Origin of the sequence: Paenibacillus mesophilus (assembly GCF_005938385.1) — a bacterium.
Classification (GTDB): Bacteria; Bacillota; Bacilli; order Paenibacillales; family NBRC-103111; genus Paenibacillus_AB; species Paenibacillus_AB mesophilus.
This window is the reverse complement of the sequence record NZ_VCRA01000003.1, coordinates 493,284-516,207: the sequence shown is the minus strand read 5'-3', so window position 1 is coordinate 516,207 and position 22,924 is coordinate 493,284. Positions and strand designations below refer to the sequence as shown.

Here is a 22,924-nt window from a genome sequence, read left to right as displayed (position 1 = left end):
AGCAGCAAAGCTGCTCCGACGGAATCGGCTTCGGAGGCCAGCTTCACTTCTGGGGGATTTGTTCAGGCCGGAATGTTCGAAACGGGGCACATAGTGTTCAAATGTACCTAATATCCGCCAAATAACCGTTCCCCGCGCCGAATAAGGTTCAAATGTACCTTATTGACCTCCAAACCCTTTCAACACGGGGATTTCGGAAGCAATCCGGGACAGATAGTGTTCAAATGTACCTTATATCCCACAAGTTACCCATCCCCGTGCCGAATAAGGTTCAAATGTACCTTATTGACCCGAACACCCGCATCCAACAGCAATTTCCCTCAACACCTGCCTCGCCGCTCACTCGTTCATCTCCGACTCCGCCCATTGCTTCAGCGTCACGTAGTCCGTCTTGCCGCTGCCGAGCAAGGGCAGCGTCTCTACGAACCGCAGCCGGGACGGAACGTGCAGCGGCGTACCTCCGGCCGACAAGATGCCATCCTTCACGGCGGCTGCCGTAAGCTTAGGCGACGAATGGAACAGGACGATCCGCTCCCCTTTGCGGGGATCGGGCATTTGGACCGCGGCCGATTGAATGCCCGGGAAGCAGCGGTCGACCATCTCCTCGACGGCGTTTAACGAGATCATCTCTCCGGCGATTTTCGCAAACCTTTTCCGGCGGGACAGTACGGTTATGAAGCCGTCCTCGTCAATATCGACCACGTCGCCGCAGTCGTACCAATCCGGGCACGGCACGAAGCCTTGGCCGTAAAGCAAGTAGCCCTTCATAACGTTCGGTCCTCGTACGAATAAGCTTCCGCCCGTGATGCCCGGTATTTTCTCCAGCACGCAATCGATTCCCGGCAGCAGCCGTCCTACCGTTCCTTTCTTGAAAGCGAGCGGCGTATTCAGCGCAAGCACGGGCGCCGTCTCAGTCGTGCCGTAGCCTTCGAGTATGCGGATGCCGAATTTGTCGTACCAAAGCTGCCGCACTTCTTCCTTCAGCTTCTCCGCTCCGGCGACGACATACCGGAGCGAATAGAAATCATACGGATGCGCAACCCTGCCGTATGCGGCCAGGAACGTCGACGTCCCGAACAAAATCGTCGCATTGCTCGCGTATACAAGCTCCGGAATGACTTTGTAATGAAGTGGACTCGGGTATAGGAACAGCTTCATTCCGCTCAAAATCGGCAGCAGCGTGCCGGCCGTAAGCCCGAACGAATGGAACATCGGCATCGCGTTGAATACTTTGTCATTCGCCGTAAAATCGATCACCGACCTCGCCTGCTGAATGTTGGCGAAAATGTTCCGGTGGCTCAGCACGACGCCTTTCGGTTTGCTTTCGCTACCGGAGGTGAACAGGATGACTTCGTCCGGCCCCGGAAGCGCCCGACGCTTCATGCGGTAGTCAAGCCATCCGTTCAGCTTGTCGCCGAAGCGGACCGCCGCTTTCAAATCTTCCAAGTACAGCACCTTATAGCTTTCCTCGAACCGTTCGATTAACGTATGCAGGTTCGCCTTGTCCACGAATTGCCGGGACGTGACGATCGTTTTCACCGAAGCCGTCTCGCATGCATCGAGCAGCAGCCGGTGTCCGCTCGAGAAGTTCAGAATCGCCGGAGCTTTGCCGATGCGGATCAAGGTGAATAAGGCTACGGCATGACCGACCGCGTTCGGCATAAGCAGCGCCACGTTCGTCTCCTCGCGGAGATGGGGCGAAAGCTTGTCGCCGAGCACGTAACTAGCCAGCAGCAGCTGCTTGTAGCCGATTTTTTGGGTGCCGTCCTCGCACACCGGAAATCCGCTCACGTTGCGTCCGGCGGCGGCGGTCAGCTCGTCGAACAAGTTTACTTCGGGCTTCATTCTGCTCTCGAACAGCTCTTGACGGAGCATTCTGCCGATCTGGGCAGCGGCCTGTTCTTTCTGCGTTTTGACCGGTTTGCCCGGATCGGTTTCCAGCTTATACGCCTTGCCGAAACAAATATCGACGCGCGGGAACAAGCGCCTTCCCGGAATCGAGCGCAAATAAGACAGCTTCGAACGCTCCAATCCGTTGATCGCGACCGGATGAATCGGCACCCCGGTTTTCAGCGCGATATAAGCTACGCCTCCGTATATTTTCATCATGGCGCCGGTAGTCGTAATGCGGCCTTCGGGAAAGATGACGAGGGGCGAGCCCTTCTGGACGGTTTTGATCATTTGGCGGACGGAATACGGATTCAGCGGATCGACCGTAACGATGTTGCAAAAACGCAGCAGCGGGGCGAAACGTCTCGCGATGTCCGTATTGACGACGAACACGACCTCCGGGGGAAGCGCGAGCATCAGAAACAAACCGTCCAAGAGCGAAACGTGATTGGGCAGCAGCAGCGCGGGTTTGGCCGGGTCGAACCGATCCAGGCCGCCGATCCTCGCCCGAAACAGGCGGAATACGATCCATCTCAGCAATACCGGTATCACCTTCACGGCGATCATCTCCTTAGTAGACGACAGGTTGCCGGTCCAAGCAAACCGTCTCTTAAGACCAGGTCCTAATTACATTGTATTCAAAATGCTGCGAAAAGATAGTACTATTTTCCTCTAGTACCGGAACATTCGTTTCCATTCGGGGATAAAACAAAAGCCGACGGCTTGAGAAACCGTCGGCCAACATGCTGAGTTAATTATTTGCGATTATTTCGAGACTGTCGATTAACTCGTGAGTAAAGAAGTGGAAAGTGAAAAGGATACCTTCTGGCGAGTTTTGGATTTAAGAGCTTTCGACAGAAAGCTAGCTTCGTAAGCTTCACTATTCCAACCGCTAAATCTTATGTAAATCAAGGAGTTTAAAACAAGCTGTCTGAGTAAAAGAAGGTATCTTTTCACTTGGAACGGCGTGCTTTCGCTTCGCTTTCAGTTAATCGACAGTCTCATTTCACCAAATAGCGGATAACACGAAGCCGGATCGCTGCATCCGGTACCGTTACGGGCGAATCCCCGGGATTGAACAAGGTGACGCGAACCGAATTGGCGCTGTCTACGCAAGCGCTTGCAAGAAGCGGAGCGATCTGGATCATGGGCATCGCTTCGACCTGCCAGCCGAATGCCGCTCCATTGACGACAAAAGCCTGAGAGACAGCCGATCGGGCGGCCACGGCGGAGGAGGCGAACGAGACGGCGGTCAGGGCCAGGCTGCCTTCCACACTGTAGTCGATCAATTGCAGCAGTCCCGGGGAAACGGCTTCATCCTTGAATACCGGATTGCCGGTTCCCAATTGGGTTCTATGAAACACGACAGGTCCGCTCAAGGGGGCTGTGTTGTATACGTATATTTGCGCCGAGCTGCCGCCGCTGAGCGTATCGTTGTCCAAACGCCAGTTTCCGGCCGCTTGCAGTCGATAGGCGGCGTTCGTTCCATGAATCCGGTTGTTTCCTCCGGTCATGTCGGTTACTTTTTGGGCATTGACGCCCGTATAGGTACCGGAGACTAGGTTGGCTTCGAACGTGATGCCTGCAATGTTAATGAAGAGAAACCCGCTGGAATAAGGGTTCGTATGGCTGTACGATTTGTTGCCGATCCAGGTCACCTGGCTCGTAGGCGTATTGTTCGTTCCGATGCGGAAGCCGTCGTAGCATTGGTGCGCTTCATTATCCACATAGAACAATCTGGCCGATTGCAGCGGAACCCCGTAGATGGACGAAGGATAGGAATAGTGGCCGTAGCCTGTGCAGAAATAAGCTTTGTTGCGGGCGATGAGAATGTCGAACGCCGCTTCGACGAAGGTGCAGGCCAGATGCCCCCAGGCGGAGCAGTCCGTAATGGAGCAAAATCTGGACCCTTGGTCGATTGTGAACGCCGGGAAGGGACTCGCAACGTGATCGCAGACGGACTGGCAATTCATGATGTGGAAATCGCGCAGCTCGACGTCCCCGTTAATCAGGATCGGAGTATCGTAACCCGTCGAATTCAGAACGGCCCCGTGCTTGACGCAATACAGCTGTACGCCGGCATAGCCGCATTGCTCGAAATGCACATTTCGCAAATAGACGCGCGTGCAGTAGTCCTGCGCCTCCGGCGCCGATTGCGGATTCGTCACCCCTCCGAGCAAGCCGAGCACGCGCAAGCCCATCCAGGCCCAGCCGACAAACCGGGTATTTTCCAGGACCAGTCCGTCTATCGCCCAAAACTGCAAGCCGGTCAGCTTGGCTCCAGCCGCCTGATGGCTCAAATTGCCGTCGAACGTAATTCCCCCGACGAAGATGTCGCCGATGCGGGTCGAAGGATATGCCGTCTGGTTTTGCGCCGCGTTGCCCCCCCGGATGCTCGGCTCCCCGTTTGAACCGCTCTGGTTATCGTCCAATAGGAAGGTTCCTTCCCCGAGCAAGGTGAAATGACTCGGAAAGACGAGCTTGCGGTAACGGAAAACTTCGTGCCGGGCCACATATACGGCTTTGCGAACGGACGCCGCATAGGCGAACAGCGCATTCAGCCGGTCATCGTCCACAGTCGTGCCGGAAGAATCGCACCCGAATTGGGCCGGATACAAGTTTCCGTCTTCGGGACGCTTCCAGCGGCCGGGCCCCGTCGATCCGGTCAGGCGGAATACCGTACCTCCGTTTTCGGCCTCCACGGAGCCGGCATCCCAATACAGCAGCCCGCCTCCCCCATCCCCTTTGGCATAGTAGCCCAACGCTTCCACGACATATCCGTCGGACGGCGGACTCGAACTCGGCCAATTCTGAAGCTCCGCGATCGTGTCCGCTCTCCGGACCATATCCTCGCACAATGGATGCCCCGAAGGCGGGTTCTCGTAAACCGAATTCGACACGCTTCGGGCAAGCGCACGGTTGTCCCATTTTCCCGCGACAAAGGCGGCCCCGGCGATGCCCAGGGAGGCGAGTACTTTTCTTCTGCTCATCAATATCGGAGCGTAATCTGATTGATGATCGTTCATATACAATCCCTCCTTTTGCTTGTATAATACTGGTGAAATCGCAAACGGTATTTGCAACGATAGTCGCAAGTTTTGTAAAATCGGCCAAAGGAGGCGGCGATCCCGTGTCGGATTGGGAAATGTTGCGTTTGAAGGAAGAAGTAGTCATCGAACGGCTGTTTTCGTTTCTGTACATGGAGCTGCCGAAGCATTTCCAGGCTACCGGCGAAAAACACGATTTCTGGGAATTCGTTTATGTCGATAAAGGGGAAGTGTTCATCATCACCGATTTGGGGAGCAGCCATCTGCGCCAGGGCGATATGATTTTTTATTCGCCGAACGAGTTCCACACCGGTCATGCGGCGGGCGGAACCGCTCCCAACCTGATTATTATGTCGTTCGTCTGCCACTCGCCGGCCATCGACTATTTCAAGGGAAGGGTGCTGCATATGGAGCAATCCGAGCAGGACCTTCTCTACTATTTGATTTCGGAAGGAAAAGAAGCGTTCGACCCGCCCGTCGGTCATCCCAAAATGATGATCCCGCAGCGCAAGGATGACGCCCTGTTCGGCAGCGAGCAAATGATCAAAAATTTGCTGGAAATGCTGCTGATCCGCCTTATTCGCAAACAATCGGCCGGAACCGGCAAGCAAAGGCCGGAGTCGGCTACGCTCGCAACGAGAAACGAGGACTTGTTCGAACGAATAGCGATGTTTTTGAAAGATAACGTCAGGAACAACCTGTCCTTCGAGCAAATATGCAGCGAGTTTGCCATCGGCAGCACTATTCTGAAAAACTTGTTCAAAAGCCGGGCAAACTCCGGGGTCATGGAATATTACAACATGCTGAAGCTTGAGTACGCGAAGCGGCAAATACGCGAGAAGATGTACAGCATGACGGAAATCGCCGATCAGCTGGGCTACAGCAGCGTGCATTACTTTTCGAAGCATTTCAAGAAAGCGACCGGCTTCGCGCCGACCGAATACGCGCGGATGATCGCCGGCAAAACGACGCGAAAGCGAGCCCCGCAGTCCGTACTCCTTTATGGCGGAGACCCCCTGTAACGGAATTGCAAGCGCTTTCCGATAAACGGTAAACCCGCCCTGTCCCCATGGAGCGGGTTTGTTCGTTTGTCTATTATTGCAAAACTTGCGACGATAAGGACAACGACTTTACCCCCGGTTATCACCTATTATAATTCCAAGCCGGGCTATTCGAATGAAGAGGGAGTGGCAGACTGCGGGCGGCGACGGCTGATATGGTAATCGATTGCTAAACTAGTTTGTTCCGCATTGTCCGCATCCTCGAACCCAAAGAAGCCCGGACGTCGAAGAAAGATACAAACGGGGAGGCAACATTTCATGAAACGCAATTCGTTATTGGCATCAAGCGCAATCGTACTATTGGGGTCGATCGTTATGTCCGGCTGCGGCAGTCGGGAAGGGGCATCCGGCGAGGCGGGCTCGAATCAGGCGGCAACTCCCTCGAACGTACAGGAGAAGGCGGCCGATAAGCCGGTTCGCCTGACGTTGCTTGCGAGCGAAGCTTATTTGTATAACGATGATTTTCAGCTTTTGCTGGTTGAGCCGTTGAAGAAAAAATATCCCCACATTACCGTCGACCTGATAAGACCGGGTGCGGGAACGCAAATTCAAGACTTGGTCGCCGCCAAATCCGTACCCGACTTGGTGATCCTGTCGAGAGCGAGCAAGGATCAATACAAGGAGCTGGGGCTAACAACAGATATATTGCCCCTTCTGAAAAAAGCCCAGATCGATTTGAACCGTTTCCGGCCGGGCGTGGTCGAAGGCTTCGGCGACAACGGACAAGTATACGGCTTGCCGTATGCGACCAACACCAATGCGCTGTATTACAACGAGGAGCTGTTCGATAAATTCGGCGTGGAATATCCGAAGGACGGCTTGTTATGGGACGACGTTCTCGCCATCGCCCGGAAAATGACCCGTATGGACGGGGGCGTCCAATACAAGGGCTACGATTATTTTATGAACTACTGGCTCGGGTACCCGCTGTCGCTACCCCTAGTCGACAAGAGCACGGGCAAAGCGGCGATTAACAACGATGCTTGGAAAAACGTATTTCAGCTGATGAAATCGTTCGACGACATTCCCGGCAATCAGAAATCGCCGTCTTATGCCAAAGCTTTTACCGAGGAACGAACATTAGCCATGGTCGGCACGATCAATTTGTTTCCGCTGCTGAAGCAGGCATCCAGTCAAGGCTTCCGGTGGAACCTGGTCGAATTCCCGGGCTACAAGGAAAAGCCGCACGTCGCCCCTCCCGTCGACCTGCATGAAATCATGGTTTCTAGAACAAGCGAGCATAAAGAGGAAGCCATACGCGTCATCGAGGTGATGACCTCCGAGGAGGTCCAGTTGATCAGCGCCCGCAAGACGGGCCGCGCTTCCGCGCTGAACAACCGGCAAATCGAGGAGCAGCTCGGGGCGGAAATTCCTTATTTGCAAGGCAAAAATATTGCCGCCATCTTCAAAAGCAAACCGGCTCCGGTGCGCGACGAAACGAAAACCGACGATCAAATCAAGCGGATTATCGACAAAAATTTTGCGCAGGTCCGAAACGGCGCCATCGATATCAACACGTTCATGCGGCAAAGCGAAGAAGAAGCCAACAACTGGATCGCGGCCGAGAAAAACAAGTAAAGGACGAGCCGTGGGGCTCGAAGCATCCAAATATTCGCAGAAGGCGACGGATAACCGTCTCGCCTTCTGTTTTTTTGTGCGATCACCTCTGATCATGAGAAAGGAATCGTATGCGCCCGCAGCGAATCGTTAGGCATAAGTTAGTCATAACATGCAGCGGAACCTGCGGACTAGAGGTTGCTTACGATGGTTGATCATGAAGCGGGACTATACCGAGATCTGGTGGAAAAAGCGCGGAAAGGCGATGCGGAATCGTTCGGGGAGCTTGTGCGCCGGCACCGGAGCCAAATGCTCGGCTGGGCGGACCGGGTTGTGCGCAACCGGACCAAGGCCGAAGATATCGTGCAGGATGCGCTCATGCAGTCGCTCAAAAAAATCGGCAGCCTGGAGCATCCGGACAAATTTATTCCGTGGCTGCGGACGCTTGTTCACAATCAGGCACTGATGTCGATACGGGGGGTGCGGAACAAGAGGGAGGTTGCGGTCGGCGACGGATGGAGTGAGCTGGAGAGCGGGAACGCGCAAGAGCTGCGGATGCACGCCGATGATGATGCGAACGATCCGCAGCGATCGGCGATCGGGCGTGCCGCGATCGAGGATGTCCGGCTCATGCTGGAACGGTTGTCGGAACGGGAGAAGGCCGTAGTCGATGCCCATCTCATCGCGGGATTGCCGGTCCAGGAAGTCGCCCGAATGCTGGATATGACGAGCGGCGCCGTGTACACGACCGTATCGCGGTCGCGCAAGAAGCTGACGGAGGCCCGTTACGAGGCCGAGGTCGAGCGGTACGTGTCGGCGCGGCGCAAAGCGGGCAAGCCGTCTGCGAGTAGAACGGATTGGGCGCGCCATTACCGTTTCGCCGGCGCCTATAATACGATGGTTTCGATGATGCGGCTTACTATCGCGGCGGGGGGAAACCGGGACTGCTCGCTCTCGGACGTGATGGGCGCTACCGGGCATGCATTCCGTATAAAGGTCGCCTCGGACATAGGGGTGAGCGGTCCATACGCTTACGATTGGACTACCGCGCTGAGAGACGGATTCCGCCATCTGGGCTATTCCGTGTCCGTATTCGGCGGAGCGGGCATGCAGCTTGAACGGCCCGATGAACTGATTGCCGCGATGGACGAGCTGTTCGTATCGTTGGAGAAAGCAGTCCCGGTTGTTGCGTGGAACGTATCCAATGCCGAATTCGGCATCATTACCGGGTTTGACGACGACAAACGGGCATGGACGGTAACGGATACTTCGGCGGCGGACAAGTTGCTCCCCTATTCGAAGCTGGGACGGCTCCATGAAGACACCGAGTGGTTCGCGGCCGTGCCCGGAAGACGTATCGTTGCCGATAGGGCGGAAAGTTTATGCGGCTTATTCATGAATACGGCCCGGCACATCAGGGGCGGCGGGGAAGACGGCGGCAGCCGGAAGTCTGACTTGTACGGAATCGGGGGATCGGAGGCGTACCGGACATGGATCCGGCTGCTGGACCGCCAATCGCTGTCCGATCCGCTTGGAGCCGCCTACAATGCGGCGGTCGTGCATGAAGCGCGCAAGCATGCGGCTTCTTATTTGCGCGGCTTGAGCGTGGACGGGTATATGTCCTCACTATGTCCGTCCGCCGTCCCGGCAATTACGCATGCGCAGCAGCAGTACGCGCGGGTTGCCGCGGCGTGGGAAGCGGTAGCGAAGCTGTTCCCGCTGCCGTACGGCGCGGACCCGACTGCGCCGGGACCGGCCGACCGTGCCGCGCGGCTGCTGGAGCGGGCTTTAGGAATCGAGTTGGAGGCCGCTTCCGCGCTGGAAGAAGCCGCGAGTTTGCTCGCGAGCAAGCCTGTCCAAAAAAAATAATAAAACGGCTGTAAGATAATCGCGGGCAGTCGCATCTACTTATCGAAGGCGCCTAAAGCCCGGACCAACTGTGCGGGGTTACTTACCGGGATTAAAAGCCTAAACAACTATAATGGGAGGAATATCAAATGAGCGATACGACAGCGGTTCAACCCGCGAAACCGGTTCACCCGATCGTCAACAAGGTCGGAGGCGTATTCATGCACGTCAGCAATATGGAGCGTTCGGTCAATTGGTACCACAAGCTGTTCGGCATGCCCGAGAGGTCGAGCGTTACGGACAAGGTGCATGCGCTGAAGATGCAGGGAGGCTACGATTTCGTGCTGGATCAGCACGGCTATGACCGGAAGCTGGCGCCGAAGGACAGACCGATTCTAATGTTCGACTCGCCGGACGTGCATGCGGCTTTTCGGTTTATTCAGCAAATCGGCATAACCCCCGTATGGCGTATCGAGGAATACCCCGGGATGGCGTTCTTTACGTTCCGCGATCCGGACGGCAATCTATTGATGGTGTGCGGGAAACCGGGGAGCAAGGAGGAGAAGGAGGAAGCGAAGGCGGACACAGGTGCGGCGGAGCCGGTCCGCTATGACGGGGGAGGCTGTCAACTGATCGTCAGAGACTCCGCTTATTACAGCGCCAATACCCGCGAAGGGTTGGAGTTGACCGGCGGAGCCGTGACCGAGCTTACGTTCGCTACTCCGCTGCGGATCGAAACGACGGTCAAGATCGAAGGCGGCTGCCTGAGGCTGAAATACGGCAAGCACGGAGGTCTCACGTTCAATTATGGTCCGTCGGCCAATAACGGCGCCGGGGAGGAGTTCTATGTCAGGCATCCCGCAGTAAACAAAGATTTCAGCTATCTCGATAAAGGCGCAATTCCGGTTCGGGAATGGGTGCGGGTAAGCTGGACGATCCAGGAGCGCTCCATGGAGGTCCATGTAAACGGCGAACTGTTTCATGTCCAGCAGGGCTATTTCGGCAACCTTGTGTCCAAAGCGGGCATCGGCTGCGATAACGGAAAAATCACGGTGAAATCGTTCGTCGTGGAGCCATTGTCCAAAGAAGAGACGATGCCCCGGCTTGCCGTGCTCCGGGAAGGGATGGAAGCGGACGAGCTCGTTCCCGACATCTCCTGCTTCCCGCAGCTGACGGGCGAAGGATTGTGGCTTGCCTATAACGAGGAGTGGGGAAGCGCCCGGACGACAGGCGTATACTCGACCCCTTTTACGGTGGAAGCGGTCGTGTGCAGCGATACGAATTCGGTCGTGTTGTACGGCGGAACATCCGCACGGGCCAAATTCCACCAGGACGGCTCGTTCAGCTTCCTAGATCCCATAACGAAAGAGGAGATATGGGCGGAAGGGAAAGGAAAGCTGGGCGACGGCTTCTCGACCGTTCAATGGCGGATGGAGGCGGACCGGACGACGGTTTCCGTCGACGGTGAGCTCCGGTTCGAACGCGCGGGCGATTATGCGGATTGCCGTTTCGCGATCGGAGTCGGGGCCGATATCGGCAGCGCAGTAGTCGTTAAATCCATTGCTATGAAATAATCCACTCCTAATAGAAGGGCTGAAGCTGATCATGAACAACAGACCGATTACGCACATTGCCGCCGTATTTTTGCCTGTAAAAGAACTGAAGAGCTCCGCCGCCTGGTGGAGCGGGCTGCTTGATCTGCCCATTCGCGATAAAGGCTGGGATGCGATTTACGGGCTGCCGGTAGCCGGAACGGGCATCCTACTTGATCCGAATCAATATGGCTTTCCGCATCTGGTCATGTACGATACCGGGAACATCGACGAGGCTTACCGTTTTGCGAAGGAAGAGAACTACGATATTTTTTACGATTTGCAGCGATTTCCGGGAGTGGCGTTTTTCAACGTGTTCGATGCGGGGAAAGGCAACGGGATCATGATTTGCCAAGGGGACAACAAGCTGGACAAGACGGCGGAAAGCTTGTCCGGAGAATGCCCGATCCGACCGGAAATAAGCCGTGTGTTTGCGCATTCGGGCGATGTAGACGCCACGATTGCTTGGTATGTCAACATGCTCGGCCTTTCGCTGGAACGTATCACCCGCAACGAGAATGGCTGCGAGCTGCGGCCGGCCGACGGCGCCAAGCTGCAAGTGCTGGATCATCGCCGCAACGCAATAGGGCCGGTTCGATTCGACAAGCTGAATGCCGACATTATCAGCCACCCGCTGTTCGAGCTGACTACCGGTGATATCGCGGCGGCCCGGAAGTGGGTTGCGGTTAATGGAGGGCTCATAGTCGAACCGATGGGCGACGAGAGCGAGAGCGGCTCGTCGTTCCATTTCCGCGATCCGGACGGGAATACGATCCGGGTGACCGAGCAGCGATAAGAAGCAAGCGAACAAACCCGAACCGGCGTAACTGCCGGTCGGGCTTGTTTGTTGCTGCATCCTATTTATTTCAACACGCCCGTCCGCTTGCCGACGGCGACGATTTTATCCACGGCAAAGGCAAGGTCGTCCTTCGTATGGGCGGCGGTTACGATGCACCGCACTCTACCTTTATCCATCGCTACCGTAGGATAGACGATGCCTTGCGCGTACACGCCTTCCTGCATAAGCTGGCGCGAAAACTCCGCGGTTTTGTCCGGCTGACCGATCAGCACCGGGACGATCGGCGTCTCGCTTCCCCCCGTATCGAAGCCTTCTTCCTGAAGCCGCGAACGGAAGAAATCGGCGTTGTCCCACAGACTGTCGATCAGCGGCTGGCTTTGCCGGAGCAGACGGATCGCGGCCAAACAAGCGGCGGCGACAGCGGGAGGCTGCGAAGTGCTGAACAGAAACGGCCGAGCTTTATGGATCAAATACCGTTTCAGCACATCGGCCCCCGCCACGTATCCGCCAACGACGCCGACAGCTTTGGACAAGGTGCCGACCTGCACATGGACGCGTCCGTGAAGGTTGAAATGGTCGGTCGATCCTTTGCCGTTCTTGCCGAGTACGCCGCTTGCGTGCGCGTCGTCCACATAGACGTATGCGCCATATTTCTCCGCGAGCTCTACGATAGCGGGCAGCGGCGCGATATCGCCGTCCATGCTGAACACGCCGTCCGTTACGATGAACGCGCGTTTGCGGCTGCCGTTCTCCTTCAACCGCTGCTCCAGCTGGTCCATGTCTTTATGGGCGAAAATGGCGCGTTCCGCTTTCGTGAGCCGAATGCCGTCAATGATGCTGGCGTGGTTCAGCTCGTCGCTGATGACGAGCTCATCCGGTCCGAGCAGCGACGACAAAGCTCCTTGATTCGTCGTGAAGCCGGACTGAAAGACGAGTACCGCTTCCGTTCCTTTGAAATCGGCCAATTCCCGCTCGAGCTCGTCATGGATGTCCAGCGTGCCGGTAATTGTCCGTACGGAGCCGCTTCCCGCCCCGTATTGCCGGATCGCTTCGATCGCGGCGGCGCGGATGTCCGGATGTCCGGTAAAGCCCAGATAGTTGTTGGAGGACAGCTGCAGCAGCCTCCGTCCTTCGGTTTCCATCCATGGGCAGGATGCTCCGGACCAGACGGCCGGTAGGCGATACATGCCTTCCTTGCGCAGCCGCTCCAGTTCCGTATTCAAGTAGCCGAATGTATTCGTAGTCATGGCGGTTCCTCCCTTAGTGCGTGAATACGACTTTGCCGCAATTGCCGCTGCGGACAAGCTCGAACGCTTCTTCGTATTGGTCGAGTCTGAACCGGTGCGTCACCAGGGGCGACAGGTCGATCCGTCCGCTCTCCAGCAGACCTTTGACCTGGAACCAGGTCGTATACATGCGCCGGCCGGTAATGCCGTCGACGCGCAGCCCTTTGAAGATGATGCTGCGGGACAAATCGAGCTCTACGCCGCGTGTCGGAATGCCGAGGAGAGCTACTCGGCCGGCATTGGCCGTTCCTTCCAAGCCTTCGCGGATCGCGTCGGGATGTCCGGACATCTCGAGCAGCACTTCCACGCCTTCGCCGCCGGTCAGAGCTTTCAACCGTTCGGACAGCTTCTCCGTCGCGCTGTTGATAAGGGCATCGGCACCCATCGTCTTGGCCATACGCAGGCGGAAGTCGTTAATGTCTGCCGCGATTACGGAGGACGCCCCGCATGCCTTCGCGACCGCGCAAGCCATCAAGCCGATCGGACCGGCCCCGATGACGGCCACGCTTTTGCCGGTTATGTCTCCTGCCATGACGGATTGCACCGCGTTGCCGAGCGGGTCCTGAAGGCACGCCAGCTCCGACGGAATGCGGGGATCGTTGCGGACGATATTGGTCGCCGGAACGACTGCATATTCCGCGAAGCAGCCCGGAATCGTAATGCCGAAGCTGCGCGTATTCGGGCAAACGTGCGCATTGCCGCTTCGGCATGCCCGGCAAACTCCGCATACGACATGGCCTTCGGCGGAAACGTAGTCTCCGGGCCGCACGCTCGTCACATCGGAGCCGACCGCCTCCACGATACCCGCGAACTCATGGCCGATCACGTTCGGCGTCACGACGGCGCTTTCCGCCCATTCGTCCCATTTGTAAATATGCAGATCGGTCCCGCAGATGGAGCTGGAACGGACCTTGATCAATACGTCGTTCGGTCCTGCTTGCGGTATAGGCAGCTGCTTCAGACTGAGTCCCGAAGAGCGGTTCTCCTTCACCAATGCCATCATCGTTGCGCTCATGGCTGTATCCCCCAATTATGTTCAACTTAACGCACTACTGTATGTTATATTATACAACTTGGAAGATGAAGGATCAATGGTCTTTTCAATATATTAATTTTTTTGTACAATATAGTATACGATTTTGTGACGGAAGGAGAACGGCATTCGATGGAACACATACCGATAAAAGTAGGGAAAAACTTAAAAACGATCCGCAAATCCCGGGATCTCAGCCTCGATAAGCTGGCGGAGCTGACCGGAGTCAGCAAGGCGATGCTCGCTCAGGTGGAGCGCGGCGATTCGAATCCGACGATCTCGCTCTTATGGAAAATCGCGAACGGCTTGCGCATTTCCGTAACGACGCTGATCGCCGAGGAGACGCCGGAGGTGACGATCGTCCGGTTCGCCGATATGGAGCCGATTACCGAGAATGAAGGGCGGTATCAGGCGTATCCGCTGTTCCCGTTCGATTCGAAGACCCATTTCGAAGTATATACGGTAAAGGTGGAGCCCGGCTGCAACCATCAATCCGAGCCGCATCAGGAGGGCGTAGAGGAATTTGTCGTGGTGACGCAAGGATGTCTGGAGCTGCATATCGGCGACGAAACATATACGGCGGAGCAGGGCGACGCTATTCGTTTCAATGCGGATCAAGGGCATATTTACGTCAATCGTTCCGACACGCCCGTATGGCTGCAAATTATTATCCGTTATCCGTTCTAACGGGCGGCAGGAGACTGTCGATTAACTGTAAGTGAAGCGAAAGCGCGCCGTTCCAAGTGAAAAGATACCTTCCTTTACTCAGACAGCTTGTTTTAAACTCCTTGATCATCAAAGATTTAGCGGTTGGAATTTAAATCCAAAACTCGCCAGAAGGTATCCTTTTCACTTTCCACTCCTTTCCTCCAGTGTTAATCGACATTCTCCGTAGCGTTTTTCGGCTCTTTCCGAATAGGATAAATATAAATAGCAACGGTAAAGGGGCGGTTCATACGATTAGTCTGAACGTAAAGGAACTGATACGGATCGTTCAGGGGCGGCCGGTTTCCGAGCGAATGGAGGAAACGATCATCCGGGGAGTGTCGATCGATTCGCGGACGATACGAACCGGCAGCTTATTCATTCCGCTGGTGCGGGAAAAAGACGGCCACGATTACGTCGGCGAAGCGATCCGCAACGGGGCGGCTGCTGTTCTGTGGCAGTCCGACCACCCCGATCCTCCCGAACGATTTCCCGTCATCGTCGTCGACGATTGTCTGACCGCGCTTCAAACGTTGGCCGGCGATTACCGCAGCCGTTTACCGGTCAAAGTGATCGGGATAACGGGCAGCAACGGGAAAACGACGACCAAAGACATGATCGAATCGATCGTCGGAACAACGTATAAAGTTCATAAAACGAAAGGCAATTTGAACAGTCAGATCGGCGTACCGTTGACGCTGTTGGATATGGCTCCCGACGTCGAATACGCCGTTATCGAGATGGGGATGAGCGAGCGGGGGCAGATCGAACGGCTGTCGCGGATGGTCCGGCCCGACATTGCCGTCATTACGATGATCGGAGTGTCCCATCTGTCTTCGCTCGGCTCGCGGGAACAGATTGCCGCGGCCAAAATGGAAATTGTCCGGGGCATGAAGGACGACGCCGTTCTTGTCTATAACGGCGATGAGCCTTTGCTCGCACAGCAGCTGGCGGCCCTTCAGCCGCTGGTTCGAACGGTCAGCTTCGGAATGTCGGAGCACTCCCGATACCGTGCGTTTGCAGTCGAGTCCGATGAGAACGGGGTGTCCTTTCAACTGCATTCCGAACCTTATCGCATCCCGATGCTCGGCAAGCATAACGTGACCAATGCTCTAGCTTCGATTGCCGCAGCGGAGCTGACAGGCGTATCTACGGATCGGGTGAAGCGTGGATTGGAGCGGCTGACCGTAACCGGAATGAGAATGGAAGTGACCCGGGCGGCGGCCGGCTACACGGTCATTAACGATGCGTGGAACGCCAGTCCCGTATCCGTAAAGGCGGCGATCGAAACGTTCGGGGAGCTTCAAGGATTTTCCAATAAATTTCTGGTTGTGGGCGACATGCGCGAGCTGGGGGAGGACGAACGGCGCTACCATCGGGAAATCGGCCGAATGCTCGATCCGGATACGATTCAATACGTATATACGGTCGGCGAGCTCGCCGAAGAAATCGCATCGGAAGCGGCGAAGCGGTTTCCGGAAGGCCGTGTCCTATCGTTCCGGCGGCAGGAGGATGCGATCCGCACGCTCCGCTCCGCCATTACGGCTGCCGACGCCGTATTGGTGAAAGGCTCGAGAGGGCTCGAAATGGAACAAATCGTGTTTGCCTTGTCGTAAGCTTCCCTTAACGGTCGTGGATTCGCGACGTCTTGCGTTTTCTCCCTATCAAGGCAAGAAACAAGACTGCCGGTATGGCGATCTGGAATACGGTAAAAGCTTTAAGGCTGTACGTAAACCCGAGCGAGATGTGGTACGAATAGTTAGGCTCCAGAAACGAAGCGCCGAACAGGACCAAGCCGACAGGCAGCACCCATCTTGAATAAGCCGTTCCGGTCAGTTGGGAGAACCCGAGCACCGCGCATACGTAGAACGCAATCATTTTCATGAATAGTCCGATATAAATCAACAACGTTACGAATACGTCCAGACGTTCGAAAATGCGTGCGATCGAGATGAGCTGCACGGACTGCAAAAAGGGAAGAGCGCTCATGCCGGCCAGATTCGGGCCCAGGATGGCAATGTTAATGGCATTCATCGAGACAAGAAATAAAGCGACGGTACAATAGGCTGCGAAGGACGCCTTGACCGGAACGCGGCTGTCGCTTCGTAAATTCCAGAACATCAGGAAGATGACCATCTGCCCGAACGGAAACGAGACAATGTCGGGGAAGGCGGCTTTGAGCACGGGGCTGAAGCCGTCCTCCAGAACGGGCGCCAGCAAACGGAAATGAATGAGTTTCGATACGATCAGCAGAAGGACAAGGAAGCAGTAGCAGACGACGACTATGGGCAGAAGTACTTCGGAAATGCGGAAAACAACTTCCACGCCTTTGTACACGCCATAAGAAGCGATAAGGACTACGATCGCCATAATGATGGCCATGGGGGTGCGGGAAAGGAGAGTCGACGTTATCAATTCGCCGAAGTCTCTGACATTTCGCATCGATTCATACAGAAAGTACAGGACGTATGCCGATCCGAGGAGCGAGCCGAACGCGCGTCCGAAGCCTATTTGCAACATTCCGATCAGATTGCTGCCGGGCTCTTTTTGCTGGATGGATATAAACAACCATACGAGCAGAAGGCCGAAGACGGCCGCGAACGACATGGCTAGCCACGCGTCCCGCTTCGCTTCGCCTCCGATCAGAAACAACGGCGTGCTGCCGATCTCGAACAGTACGATCATGAAAGCAAACTGGTTATTCGATATTCGTTCCCCGCTTTCCGTCATCAGTTAGGCGGACCTCCAAATAGTTGTTCAATCCATTTGCCCACAGGAATAAATAACGCGCTCACGGGAGAAACGATTCCGGGCCCGGTCCAGTCGTAAAGCTTCCCCAGGCTTAAGTAAGCGCACCATCCCGTCAAGCAGGCGTACAAGAAAAGATCCGTTCTGCGCCCTTTCCGTACGATCGATCGGATGCCGATCCAGAGAAATGCGGTATACAGGGCGACAACGGCAAGCAGTCCGATTATCATCCTCCTTCCTCCTTCTCCGGAGTCTTAAACGATTTGTTGCTGAGTCCGATGCGATTCATCGAGATTGTCACATGAGGCTCGATTTGGATGTCGACGAAGGAGGATTCCCAATCCGGTTTTACTTGCTTCCATGCTTTCGGGTACTTGCGATGAACCGCATCCGCGAAGCCGACCACATCGGTTTTCAATCGTTTTACAGCTTGCCACGACTTTTCTACCGTTTGCGTCACTTCCGCCTCCAGCTGTTTCTCCAGCCCCTTGACCACTTTCGGGTCGGACAAGTCCATGGCGCAGCCGGTTTCCACGAGATTTCCCGATCCCTTGATCTCCACGCTCATCGCGAAACGGCCGTTGCTGTACGATGGCTTCAGCTTGGTGGAGGAGGATTCCAGCCGGAAGGTAGAATTATAAACGTTTCCATCCGGATGCTTGCACGAGAAAGCTATCGCGGTGGCATTGACCTTATTCGCGATAAACGATACCCCCAAGCTTTCCTCCTTCGTCAACCATCCAACGAACTTCTCGTCGTGCAGTACCGCGAGTCTGCCGATTCTTACTTTGGAGGAATGATACGTTTTTTTCAGCTCGTCCAGCGACGATTCCGGCTTTCCGCCGGCAACTACGATTTCCGGGATCACGGCGCTTCTCGCATCGCCGGTCAATGCCATGGCCAGCTCGTACATCATGACGCTCGGCAGCATGGAAGCGTTACGGGATTCATTGAAAATGACATTACGAATCCCCAGACCGGGAATTTTCTCGGTATGCATCAATTGCTCGAGAATCGTTCTCGGGTTTCCCGCCGTAATGAGCACGTTAACCGTTTCACGGTTGTCGGGATTGCGGTAAAACAAATCGAGTATTTGGCCGAGTCCTTTGCGCGCCACCTTCTCGCTCACTACCAATATGTTCGTATGGGAGAAAAAAAGCCAGCGCGGGTTTTCCAGGGCACCCTGATTCACGGCTTCCCGGATCGTACGTCCCCGCGTGGAAAACACCGATACAGGCGATTGGGACGTTCCTCCGCCCGTAATGCCCATGCCGGACGCGATGGCCGAAGGGGTAACGATCTGATACGTGACGACCCATTCATCGCCCTCCACATCGAAGGCGGTTGCGGAAGTTATCGAGAGCTCGTTTAATTCGATCCGGTTCCAGCAGCCGGACAACATGCCGCATATGAGGATGGCGGCGACGCATGCCGCGATGTTCCGCATGTCAATTCTTCGCCCCCGCCGGTTTCGGTTTTGTAATGCATAGACAAAGCCAAATGATCAGAGGGAGGATGACGTTGAACGACAGCAGAAAGGGAGCGACGGCGTATGTACTGAAATAATTAAGATGCGTCTCTTTGGGCCACGTATAAAGGGAGCTTAATGCGGCCAATAGACCTAGAGCGAACAGAAACGGCTTCACGCTGCGGATCCGGAACGACTCGACGAAGCAATGGAACGCTCCGAACATGAATATCGATAATTTGATATACACCATGCAAATCCAGATGGAAATAAACAAGATATCGACCCGTTCCAAGAAACGGCCGATCTGGATAATCCCGATCATATTGAAGGTCGGGAAGGTCAAGTGGGAGACGATCTTCGGCCCGAGTATAGTGAACGCCGCGATGACAAACACGGCAAGCTCGACTCCGGCGAAGACCACGCCCGTTATTCCGACTTTTCTCGCCGCTCCCGGATCGTTAAGGAAAGGGGCGACAAGCAAGAGGACAGCCGCTTCGGAAAGCCAGCCTGTCGGAAGCAAGCCGCCTTGTACGATCCTGGATAGCGGATGATCTCCGATTGGCAGTATAAATCCCGGGTGAACATCCTTAGCCAGCAAAATGGCAGTGACGAGAAAGACGAACAGCGAGGCGAAGACGACGATCAGATTGATTCGCGCTATGACTTCGATGCCATGGTTGACGGCAAACAGGACTACCCCTACGGTAATAACCATCAACACCGGCGCGGGTGTTTTCGTAAGAACATTATCCGTCAAAAAGTTGACAAACTCGCGGAGTATAATGATCGTCGTCGTTAAATAGTAGTAGGTCAGCAAAATACCGATACAAGTTCCGGTTTTCGGCCCCAATCGGTTCCGCAGCCAGCCGAGGAAGGACATTCCAGGATTGTGCCGGCAAATGGCTCCGAGCATGAAGGATAAAGCTATACCGACTGCGATTGCAATCACGATGGAGATCCACGAATCTTGATCGGAGAAACGGACGGCATAGTTCGGCACGATCAAAATGGCGGTAGGGACGATCGTGCTCATGATCAAGAATATGGCTTGCAGCGAAGATATTTTTTGATTCATGAGCGTCCCTCCCTTTTTGTCGATTCATTTTTTCGGCGGTGACGGCTTCCGGCCTTTCTTTTGTCTGATGCGATTGCCTGCGGAGATTAGTTGCGGCCGCGTGATCATCGCCCACCAAGGTACGCGGACGAATATGTCTTTCAGATTTTCTTTGATAAGCGGAGCGACCGGCATCAAATACGGAATTCCAAAGGAACGCAAGCTTGCCATATGAATGAGCATCACCATCAATCCCGACATGATGCCGAACAGTCCGAGCGTCGCCCCGAGAATCATCAGCGTGAAGCGGATCAGACGTGCCGTAATGGCCATATTGATAGCCGGAATGACAAAATTTGCAATCGCCGTAAAAGAGACCACGATGACCATCGCTCCCGATACTAATCCGGCCTGAACCGCGGCTTGTCCGAGAACGAGGGCGCCTACGATCGATATGGCCGGTCCGATAACCCGCGGCATCCGAACGCCCGCTTCGCGAAGCACCTCGAACGTAACCTCCATCAGCATCGCTTCGAGCAAGGCGGGGAACGGAACGCCTTCCCGTTGGGCGGCCAGGCCGATCAGCAGCGTAGTCGGGAGCATCTCCTGGTGAAAAGTCGTAATCGCAATATACAGAGAAGGAAGCAGCATGGACAGCAGGAACGAACTGTAGCGAATGAGCCGCAAAAAGGTGGCGATGTCATACCGCTGGTAATAATCCTCGCTCGATTGAAAAAATTTAAAAAACGTTACCGGAGCGAGCAGCACAAACGGCGTTCCGTCGACGATGATGCATATTTGCCCTTCCAATATGCCGGCTGCGGCCGCGTCCGGACGTTCCGTATTTTGAATCGTGGGAAACGGCGTGAAGGTGGCGTCCTGAATATATTCCTCGATATAGCCGCTCTCCAAAATGCTGTCCGTCTCGATCGAATCGAGCCGTCTGCCCACTTCCTCGACGACTTGATCGTTTGCGACTCCTTTCAAATAGACGATACCGACGTTCGTCTTCGTGTTCGTTCCGATTACTTTGACCTCGATCCGAAGATCGGGCGATTTGATTTTGCGCCGGAGCAAGGCGGTGTTCGTCCGGAAATGCTCGGTGAAGCCTTCTTTCGGCCCGCGAACAACGGTTTGGGAGCTGGGCTCCTCTACGGCCCGCCCGTTCCCGCCGGCCGTATCCGCGATCAAGGCGCTGCCGCTGCCATCCATCAGCAGTAGGGTGCCGCCGTTGAAGATGCATAGGAACGCTTCATCCGGCGTATCGACTTCTCTTAGTCCGCCTACAGGAAGCGTTCGATCTTTGAGATGCCCGTAGAAGCTCTCGGAATGGAGGGTTTCAAGAGAGGGAATACCGGCCAGCTCCCGGATCATCACGTTTACGGTTACCATGTCGACCAATCCGTCGATATAAACGAGGGCATATGGAATACCGGCCGTTTTATCGTCCCGATTATTCATAATGCGGATTACAATATCGGGGCTTGTGCCGAGCCGAGCGTGAATCGTCTCGATATTGGACTGCAAATCCGAAGAGAATGATTGATCTTCCCGCATGCCGAGCCAGTTTCCTCTCTGAAAAAAAAGTACATAGGATAGAAGTACTTATATCGTTACCATAGTCCACCAATATATGCATGGTCAGGTAATGGATGCCCCGGTAATCACAGAAAACAATAAAAAGCCTCGCATCGCTCAATGGATGCAAGGCTTTGCTTGTCTTGCTGTTCATTTCGAAGGCTAGGCCAGGAAAGCCATGTCTTTCTCTTCCACTTCTCCGTCCATCCGCTTGTCGTTCAGCAGCAGCTCGATCTCTTGGACGGCGTATTTGCCGATCCGGTACAGGCCGTTCGTTACGGAGCCTGCGATATGGGAGGTCAGCACGCAATTGTTCAGGCTGCGGAACGGATGATCCGCTGTCGGAGGCTCGGGATCGGTTACGTCGATGCAGGCGAAGATGCGCTCCTTCTGGAGCTCCTCGATCAGGGCCGGTTCGTCGATGATGGAGCCGCGCGCCGTATTGATCAGGATCGCGTTGTCCTTCATTTGGGCCAGACGCTCGCTGTTGATCAATTTGTAGGTGGACGGCAGCGAAGGCGCGTGGATCGAGACGACATCGGAGCGGTTCAGCAGCTGCTCCAGCTCCACCTTCGTTGCGCCGATCGCCTCGGCCTGCTCCGCGGTTACGAACGGATCCGCCAGCAATACCGTCACGTCGAAGTTTTGCAGCAGCTTGATGTAATGTTTACCCGCTTTACCGGCTCCGATGACGCCTACCGTCACGTCGAACAGCTCGCGAACCCGCGGCTTCTCCGCGCCCCAGCCGCCTTGCCGCGTATCCCGGGACATTTTCCACATGTTTTTCAAGCTTGCGATCGTCAGTCCGAGCGCGGTTTCCGCCACGCCTTTGCCGAGAGGTCCGTTCGCGCTCGATACGCGAATTCCTCTGCTCCACAGCTCCGGCGTCACGATCGGCTTCACGGTGCCGGCCGCATGAATGACCGCCTTCAACCGGGGGGCGGCGTCCAGAATGCTGCCGTCGAGACTCGGCGTCCCCCAGGAAGAGATGGCGATATCGGCGCCTTCGATCGTTTTGCGGATCGCTTCCGGGTCGTTCGAGCCCGCAACGTTACATACGACTTTTCCCCACTGCTTTAACTGCTCCAGATGCTTTTCCGCAAGCACCTTTTGTCTCGAGCCTGCAGGCGGCAATACGGCGATTCTCAGTGTCATTGTTGTCGACCTCGTCCCTCTTTTGGTTTTCTGCTGTATGCTGATGTAATGCAGGGGTCCCGAGCGGCTGCAAATAGTGACAGGAGTCGGGATTGGATAA

General features: G+C 55.4%; 17 protein-coding genes. 7 read left to right on the top strand and 10 right to left on the bottom strand.

Features of this window, described 5'->3' with window-relative positions:
• Positions 1-339: 339 nt before the first annotated feature.
• Together FE783_RS07525 and FE783_RS07520 are read right to left on the bottom strand one after the other, a co-directional pair.
• Positions 340-2,448 carry an AMP-binding protein gene (locus tag FE783_RS07525; protein WP_238402906.1) on the bottom strand — a complete coding sequence of 703 codons (2,109 nt, stop codon included), beginning with the start codon at positions 2,446-2,448 and terminating at the stop codon, positions 340-342.
• A gap of 443 nt (positions 2,449-2,891) precedes the next feature.
• Positions 2,892-4,916, bottom strand: a complete 2,025-nt coding sequence (locus FE783_RS07520) for a hypothetical protein (protein WP_158301662.1) — start codon at positions 4,914-4,916, stop codon at positions 2,892-2,894.
• Between the two features lie 104 nt (positions 4,917-5,020).
• Between FE783_RS07520 and FE783_RS07510 the strand changes: the two genes are divergently transcribed.
• The 5 genes from FE783_RS07510 (at position 5,021) to FE783_RS07490 (ending at position 11,791) form a co-directional block, all read left to right on the top strand.
• Positions 5,021-5,959: a helix-turn-helix domain-containing protein gene (locus FE783_RS07510; RefSeq protein WP_158301661.1), complete on the top strand. Its 939-nt coding sequence runs from the start codon at positions 5,021-5,023 to the stop codon at positions 5,957-5,959.
• A gap of 297 nt (positions 5,960-6,256) precedes the next feature.
• Complete coding sequence (locus tag FE783_RS07505; RefSeq protein WP_138878719.1) at positions 6,257-7,576, top strand: ABC transporter substrate-binding protein; 1,320 nt, start codon at positions 6,257-6,259, stop codon at positions 7,574-7,576.
• A 186-nt stretch (positions 7,577-7,762) separates the two neighbouring features.
• On the top strand, positions 7,763-9,424 hold the full coding sequence (locus tag FE783_RS07500) for an RNA polymerase sigma factor (RefSeq protein WP_138878718.1): 1,662 nt from the start codon (positions 7,763-7,765) through the stop codon (positions 9,422-9,424).
• 128 nt (positions 9,425-9,552) lie between these two features.
• Entirely contained in the window at positions 9,553-10,977 is a 1,425-nt protein-coding gene (locus FE783_RS07495) for a VOC family protein (protein ID WP_138878717.1), read from the top strand.
• Between the two features lie 31 nt (positions 10,978-11,008).
• On the top strand, positions 11,009-11,791 hold the full coding sequence (locus tag FE783_RS07490; RefSeq protein WP_138878716.1) for a VOC family protein: 783 nt from the start codon (positions 11,009-11,011) through the stop codon (positions 11,789-11,791).
• Between the two features lie 65 nt (positions 11,792-11,856).
• Here the strand turns inward: FE783_RS07490 and FE783_RS07485 are convergent, their stop codons facing one another.
• Together FE783_RS07485 and tdh are read right to left on the bottom strand one after the other, a co-directional pair.
• The gene (locus FE783_RS07485; RefSeq protein ID WP_138878715.1) at positions 11,857-13,041 is read right to left on the bottom strand and encodes a glycine C-acetyltransferase; all 1,185 of its coding nucleotides are present in this window, start codon (positions 13,039-13,041) and stop codon (positions 11,857-11,859) included.
• A gap of 13 nt (positions 13,042-13,054) precedes the next feature.
• Positions 13,055-14,095 carry an L-threonine 3-dehydrogenase gene (gene tdh / locus FE783_RS07480; RefSeq protein ID WP_138878714.1) on the bottom strand — a complete coding sequence of 347 codons (1,041 nt, stop codon included), beginning with the start codon at positions 14,093-14,095 and terminating at the stop codon, positions 13,055-13,057.
• A 150-nt stretch (positions 14,096-14,245) separates the two neighbouring features.
• Between tdh and FE783_RS07475 the strand changes: the two genes are divergently transcribed.
• Together FE783_RS07475 and FE783_RS07470 are read left to right on the top strand one after the other, a co-directional pair.
• Positions 14,246-14,800: a helix-turn-helix domain-containing protein gene (locus FE783_RS07475; RefSeq protein WP_138878713.1), complete on the top strand. Its 555-nt coding sequence runs from the start codon at positions 14,246-14,248 to the stop codon at positions 14,798-14,800.
• 332 nt (positions 14,801-15,132) lie between these two features.
• Positions 15,133-16,434: a UDP-N-acetylmuramoyl-tripeptide--D-alanyl-D-alanine ligase gene (locus tag FE783_RS07470; protein WP_138878712.1), complete on the top strand. Its 1,302-nt coding sequence runs from the start codon at positions 15,133-15,135 to the stop codon at positions 16,432-16,434.
• A gap of 7 nt (positions 16,435-16,441) precedes the next feature.
• On the opposite strand, the gene FE783_RS07465 is transcribed toward FE783_RS07470, so the two are convergent.
• The 6 genes from FE783_RS07465 to FE783_RS07440 form a co-directional block, all read right to left on the bottom strand.
• Complete coding sequence (locus tag FE783_RS07465; RefSeq protein WP_138878711.1) at positions 16,442-17,548, bottom strand: GerAB/ArcD/ProY family transporter; 1,107 nt, start codon at positions 17,546-17,548, stop codon at positions 16,442-16,444.
• Complete coding sequence (locus FE783_RS07460; protein WP_138878710.1) at positions 17,548-17,796, bottom strand: hypothetical protein; 249 nt, start codon at positions 17,794-17,796, stop codon at positions 17,548-17,550. Before FE783_RS07460 ends, FE783_RS07465 begins: the two co-directional genes overlap by 1 nt.
• Positions 17,793-19,013 carry a Ger(x)C family spore germination protein gene (locus FE783_RS07455; protein WP_138878709.1) on the bottom strand — a complete coding sequence of 407 codons (1,221 nt, stop codon included), beginning with the start codon at positions 19,011-19,013 and terminating at the stop codon, positions 17,793-17,795. Before FE783_RS07455 ends, FE783_RS07460 begins: the two co-directional genes overlap by 4 nt.
• Position 19,014: 1 nt before the next feature.
• Positions 19,015-20,112, bottom strand: a complete 1,098-nt coding sequence (locus FE783_RS07450; protein ID WP_138878708.1) for a GerAB/ArcD/ProY family transporter — start codon at positions 20,110-20,112, stop codon at positions 19,015-19,017.
• 24 nt (positions 20,113-20,136) lie between these two features.
• Entirely contained in the window at positions 20,137-21,648 is a 1,512-nt protein-coding gene (locus FE783_RS07445) for a spore germination protein (RefSeq protein ID WP_138878707.1), read from the bottom strand.
• A 183-nt stretch (positions 21,649-21,831) separates the two neighbouring features.
• A complete protein-coding gene (locus tag FE783_RS07440; protein WP_138878706.1) occupies positions 21,832-22,824 on the bottom strand; it encodes a hydroxyacid dehydrogenase in 993 nt (330 codons plus the stop codon).
• Between the last annotated feature and the right edge of the window lie 100 nt (positions 22,825-22,924).

Coding starts and splice junctions, on each gene's coding strand:
- FE783_RS07520 (WP_158301662.1), bottom strand. CDS start 4,916: ATGAACGATCATCAATCAGATTACGCTCCGATATTGATGAGCAGAAGA.
- FE783_RS07450 (WP_138878708.1), bottom strand. CDS start 20,112: ATGAATCAAAAAATATCTTCGCTGCAAGCCATATTCTTGATCATGAGC.
- FE783_RS07470 (WP_138878712.1), top strand. CDS start 15,133: ATGGAGGAAACGATCATCCGGGGAGTGTCGATCGATTCGCGGACGATA.
- FE783_RS07500 (WP_138878718.1), top strand. CDS start 7,763: ATGGTTGATCATGAAGCGGGACTATACCGAGATCTGGTGGAAAAAGCG.
- FE783_RS07455 (WP_138878709.1), bottom strand. CDS start 19,013: ATGCGGAACATCGCGGCATGCGTCGCCGCCATCCTCATATGCGGCATG.
- FE783_RS07465 (WP_138878711.1), bottom strand. CDS start 17,548: ATGACGGAAAGCGGGGAACGAATATCGAATAACCAGTTTGCTTTCATG.
- FE783_RS07460 (WP_138878710.1), bottom strand. CDS start 17,796: ATGATAATCGGACTGCTTGCCGTTGTCGCCCTGTATACCGCATTTCTC.
- FE783_RS07485 (WP_138878715.1), bottom strand. CDS start 13,041: ATGACTACGAATACATTCGGCTACTTGAATACGGAACTGGAGCGGCTG.
- FE783_RS07490 (WP_138878716.1), top strand. CDS start 11,009: ATGAACAACAGACCGATTACGCACATTGCCGCCGTATTTTTGCCTGTA.
- FE783_RS07495 (WP_138878717.1), top strand. CDS start 9,553: ATGAGCGATACGACAGCGGTTCAACCCGCGAAACCGGTTCACCCGATC.
- FE783_RS07440 (WP_138878706.1), bottom strand. CDS start 22,824: ATGACACTGAGAATCGCCGTATTGCCGCCTGCAGGCTCGAGACAAAAG.
- FE783_RS07445 (WP_138878707.1), bottom strand. CDS start 21,648: ATGCGGGAAGATCAATCATTCTCTTCGGATTTGCAGTCCAATATCGAG.
- tdh (WP_138878714.1), bottom strand. CDS start 14,095: ATGAGCGCAACGATGATGGCATTGGTGAAGGAGAACCGCTCTTCGGGA.
- FE783_RS07475 (WP_138878713.1), top strand. CDS start 14,246: ATGGAACACATACCGATAAAAGTAGGGAAAAACTTAAAAACGATCCGC.
- FE783_RS07505 (WP_138878719.1), top strand. CDS start 6,257: ATGAAACGCAATTCGTTATTGGCATCAAGCGCAATCGTACTATTGGGG.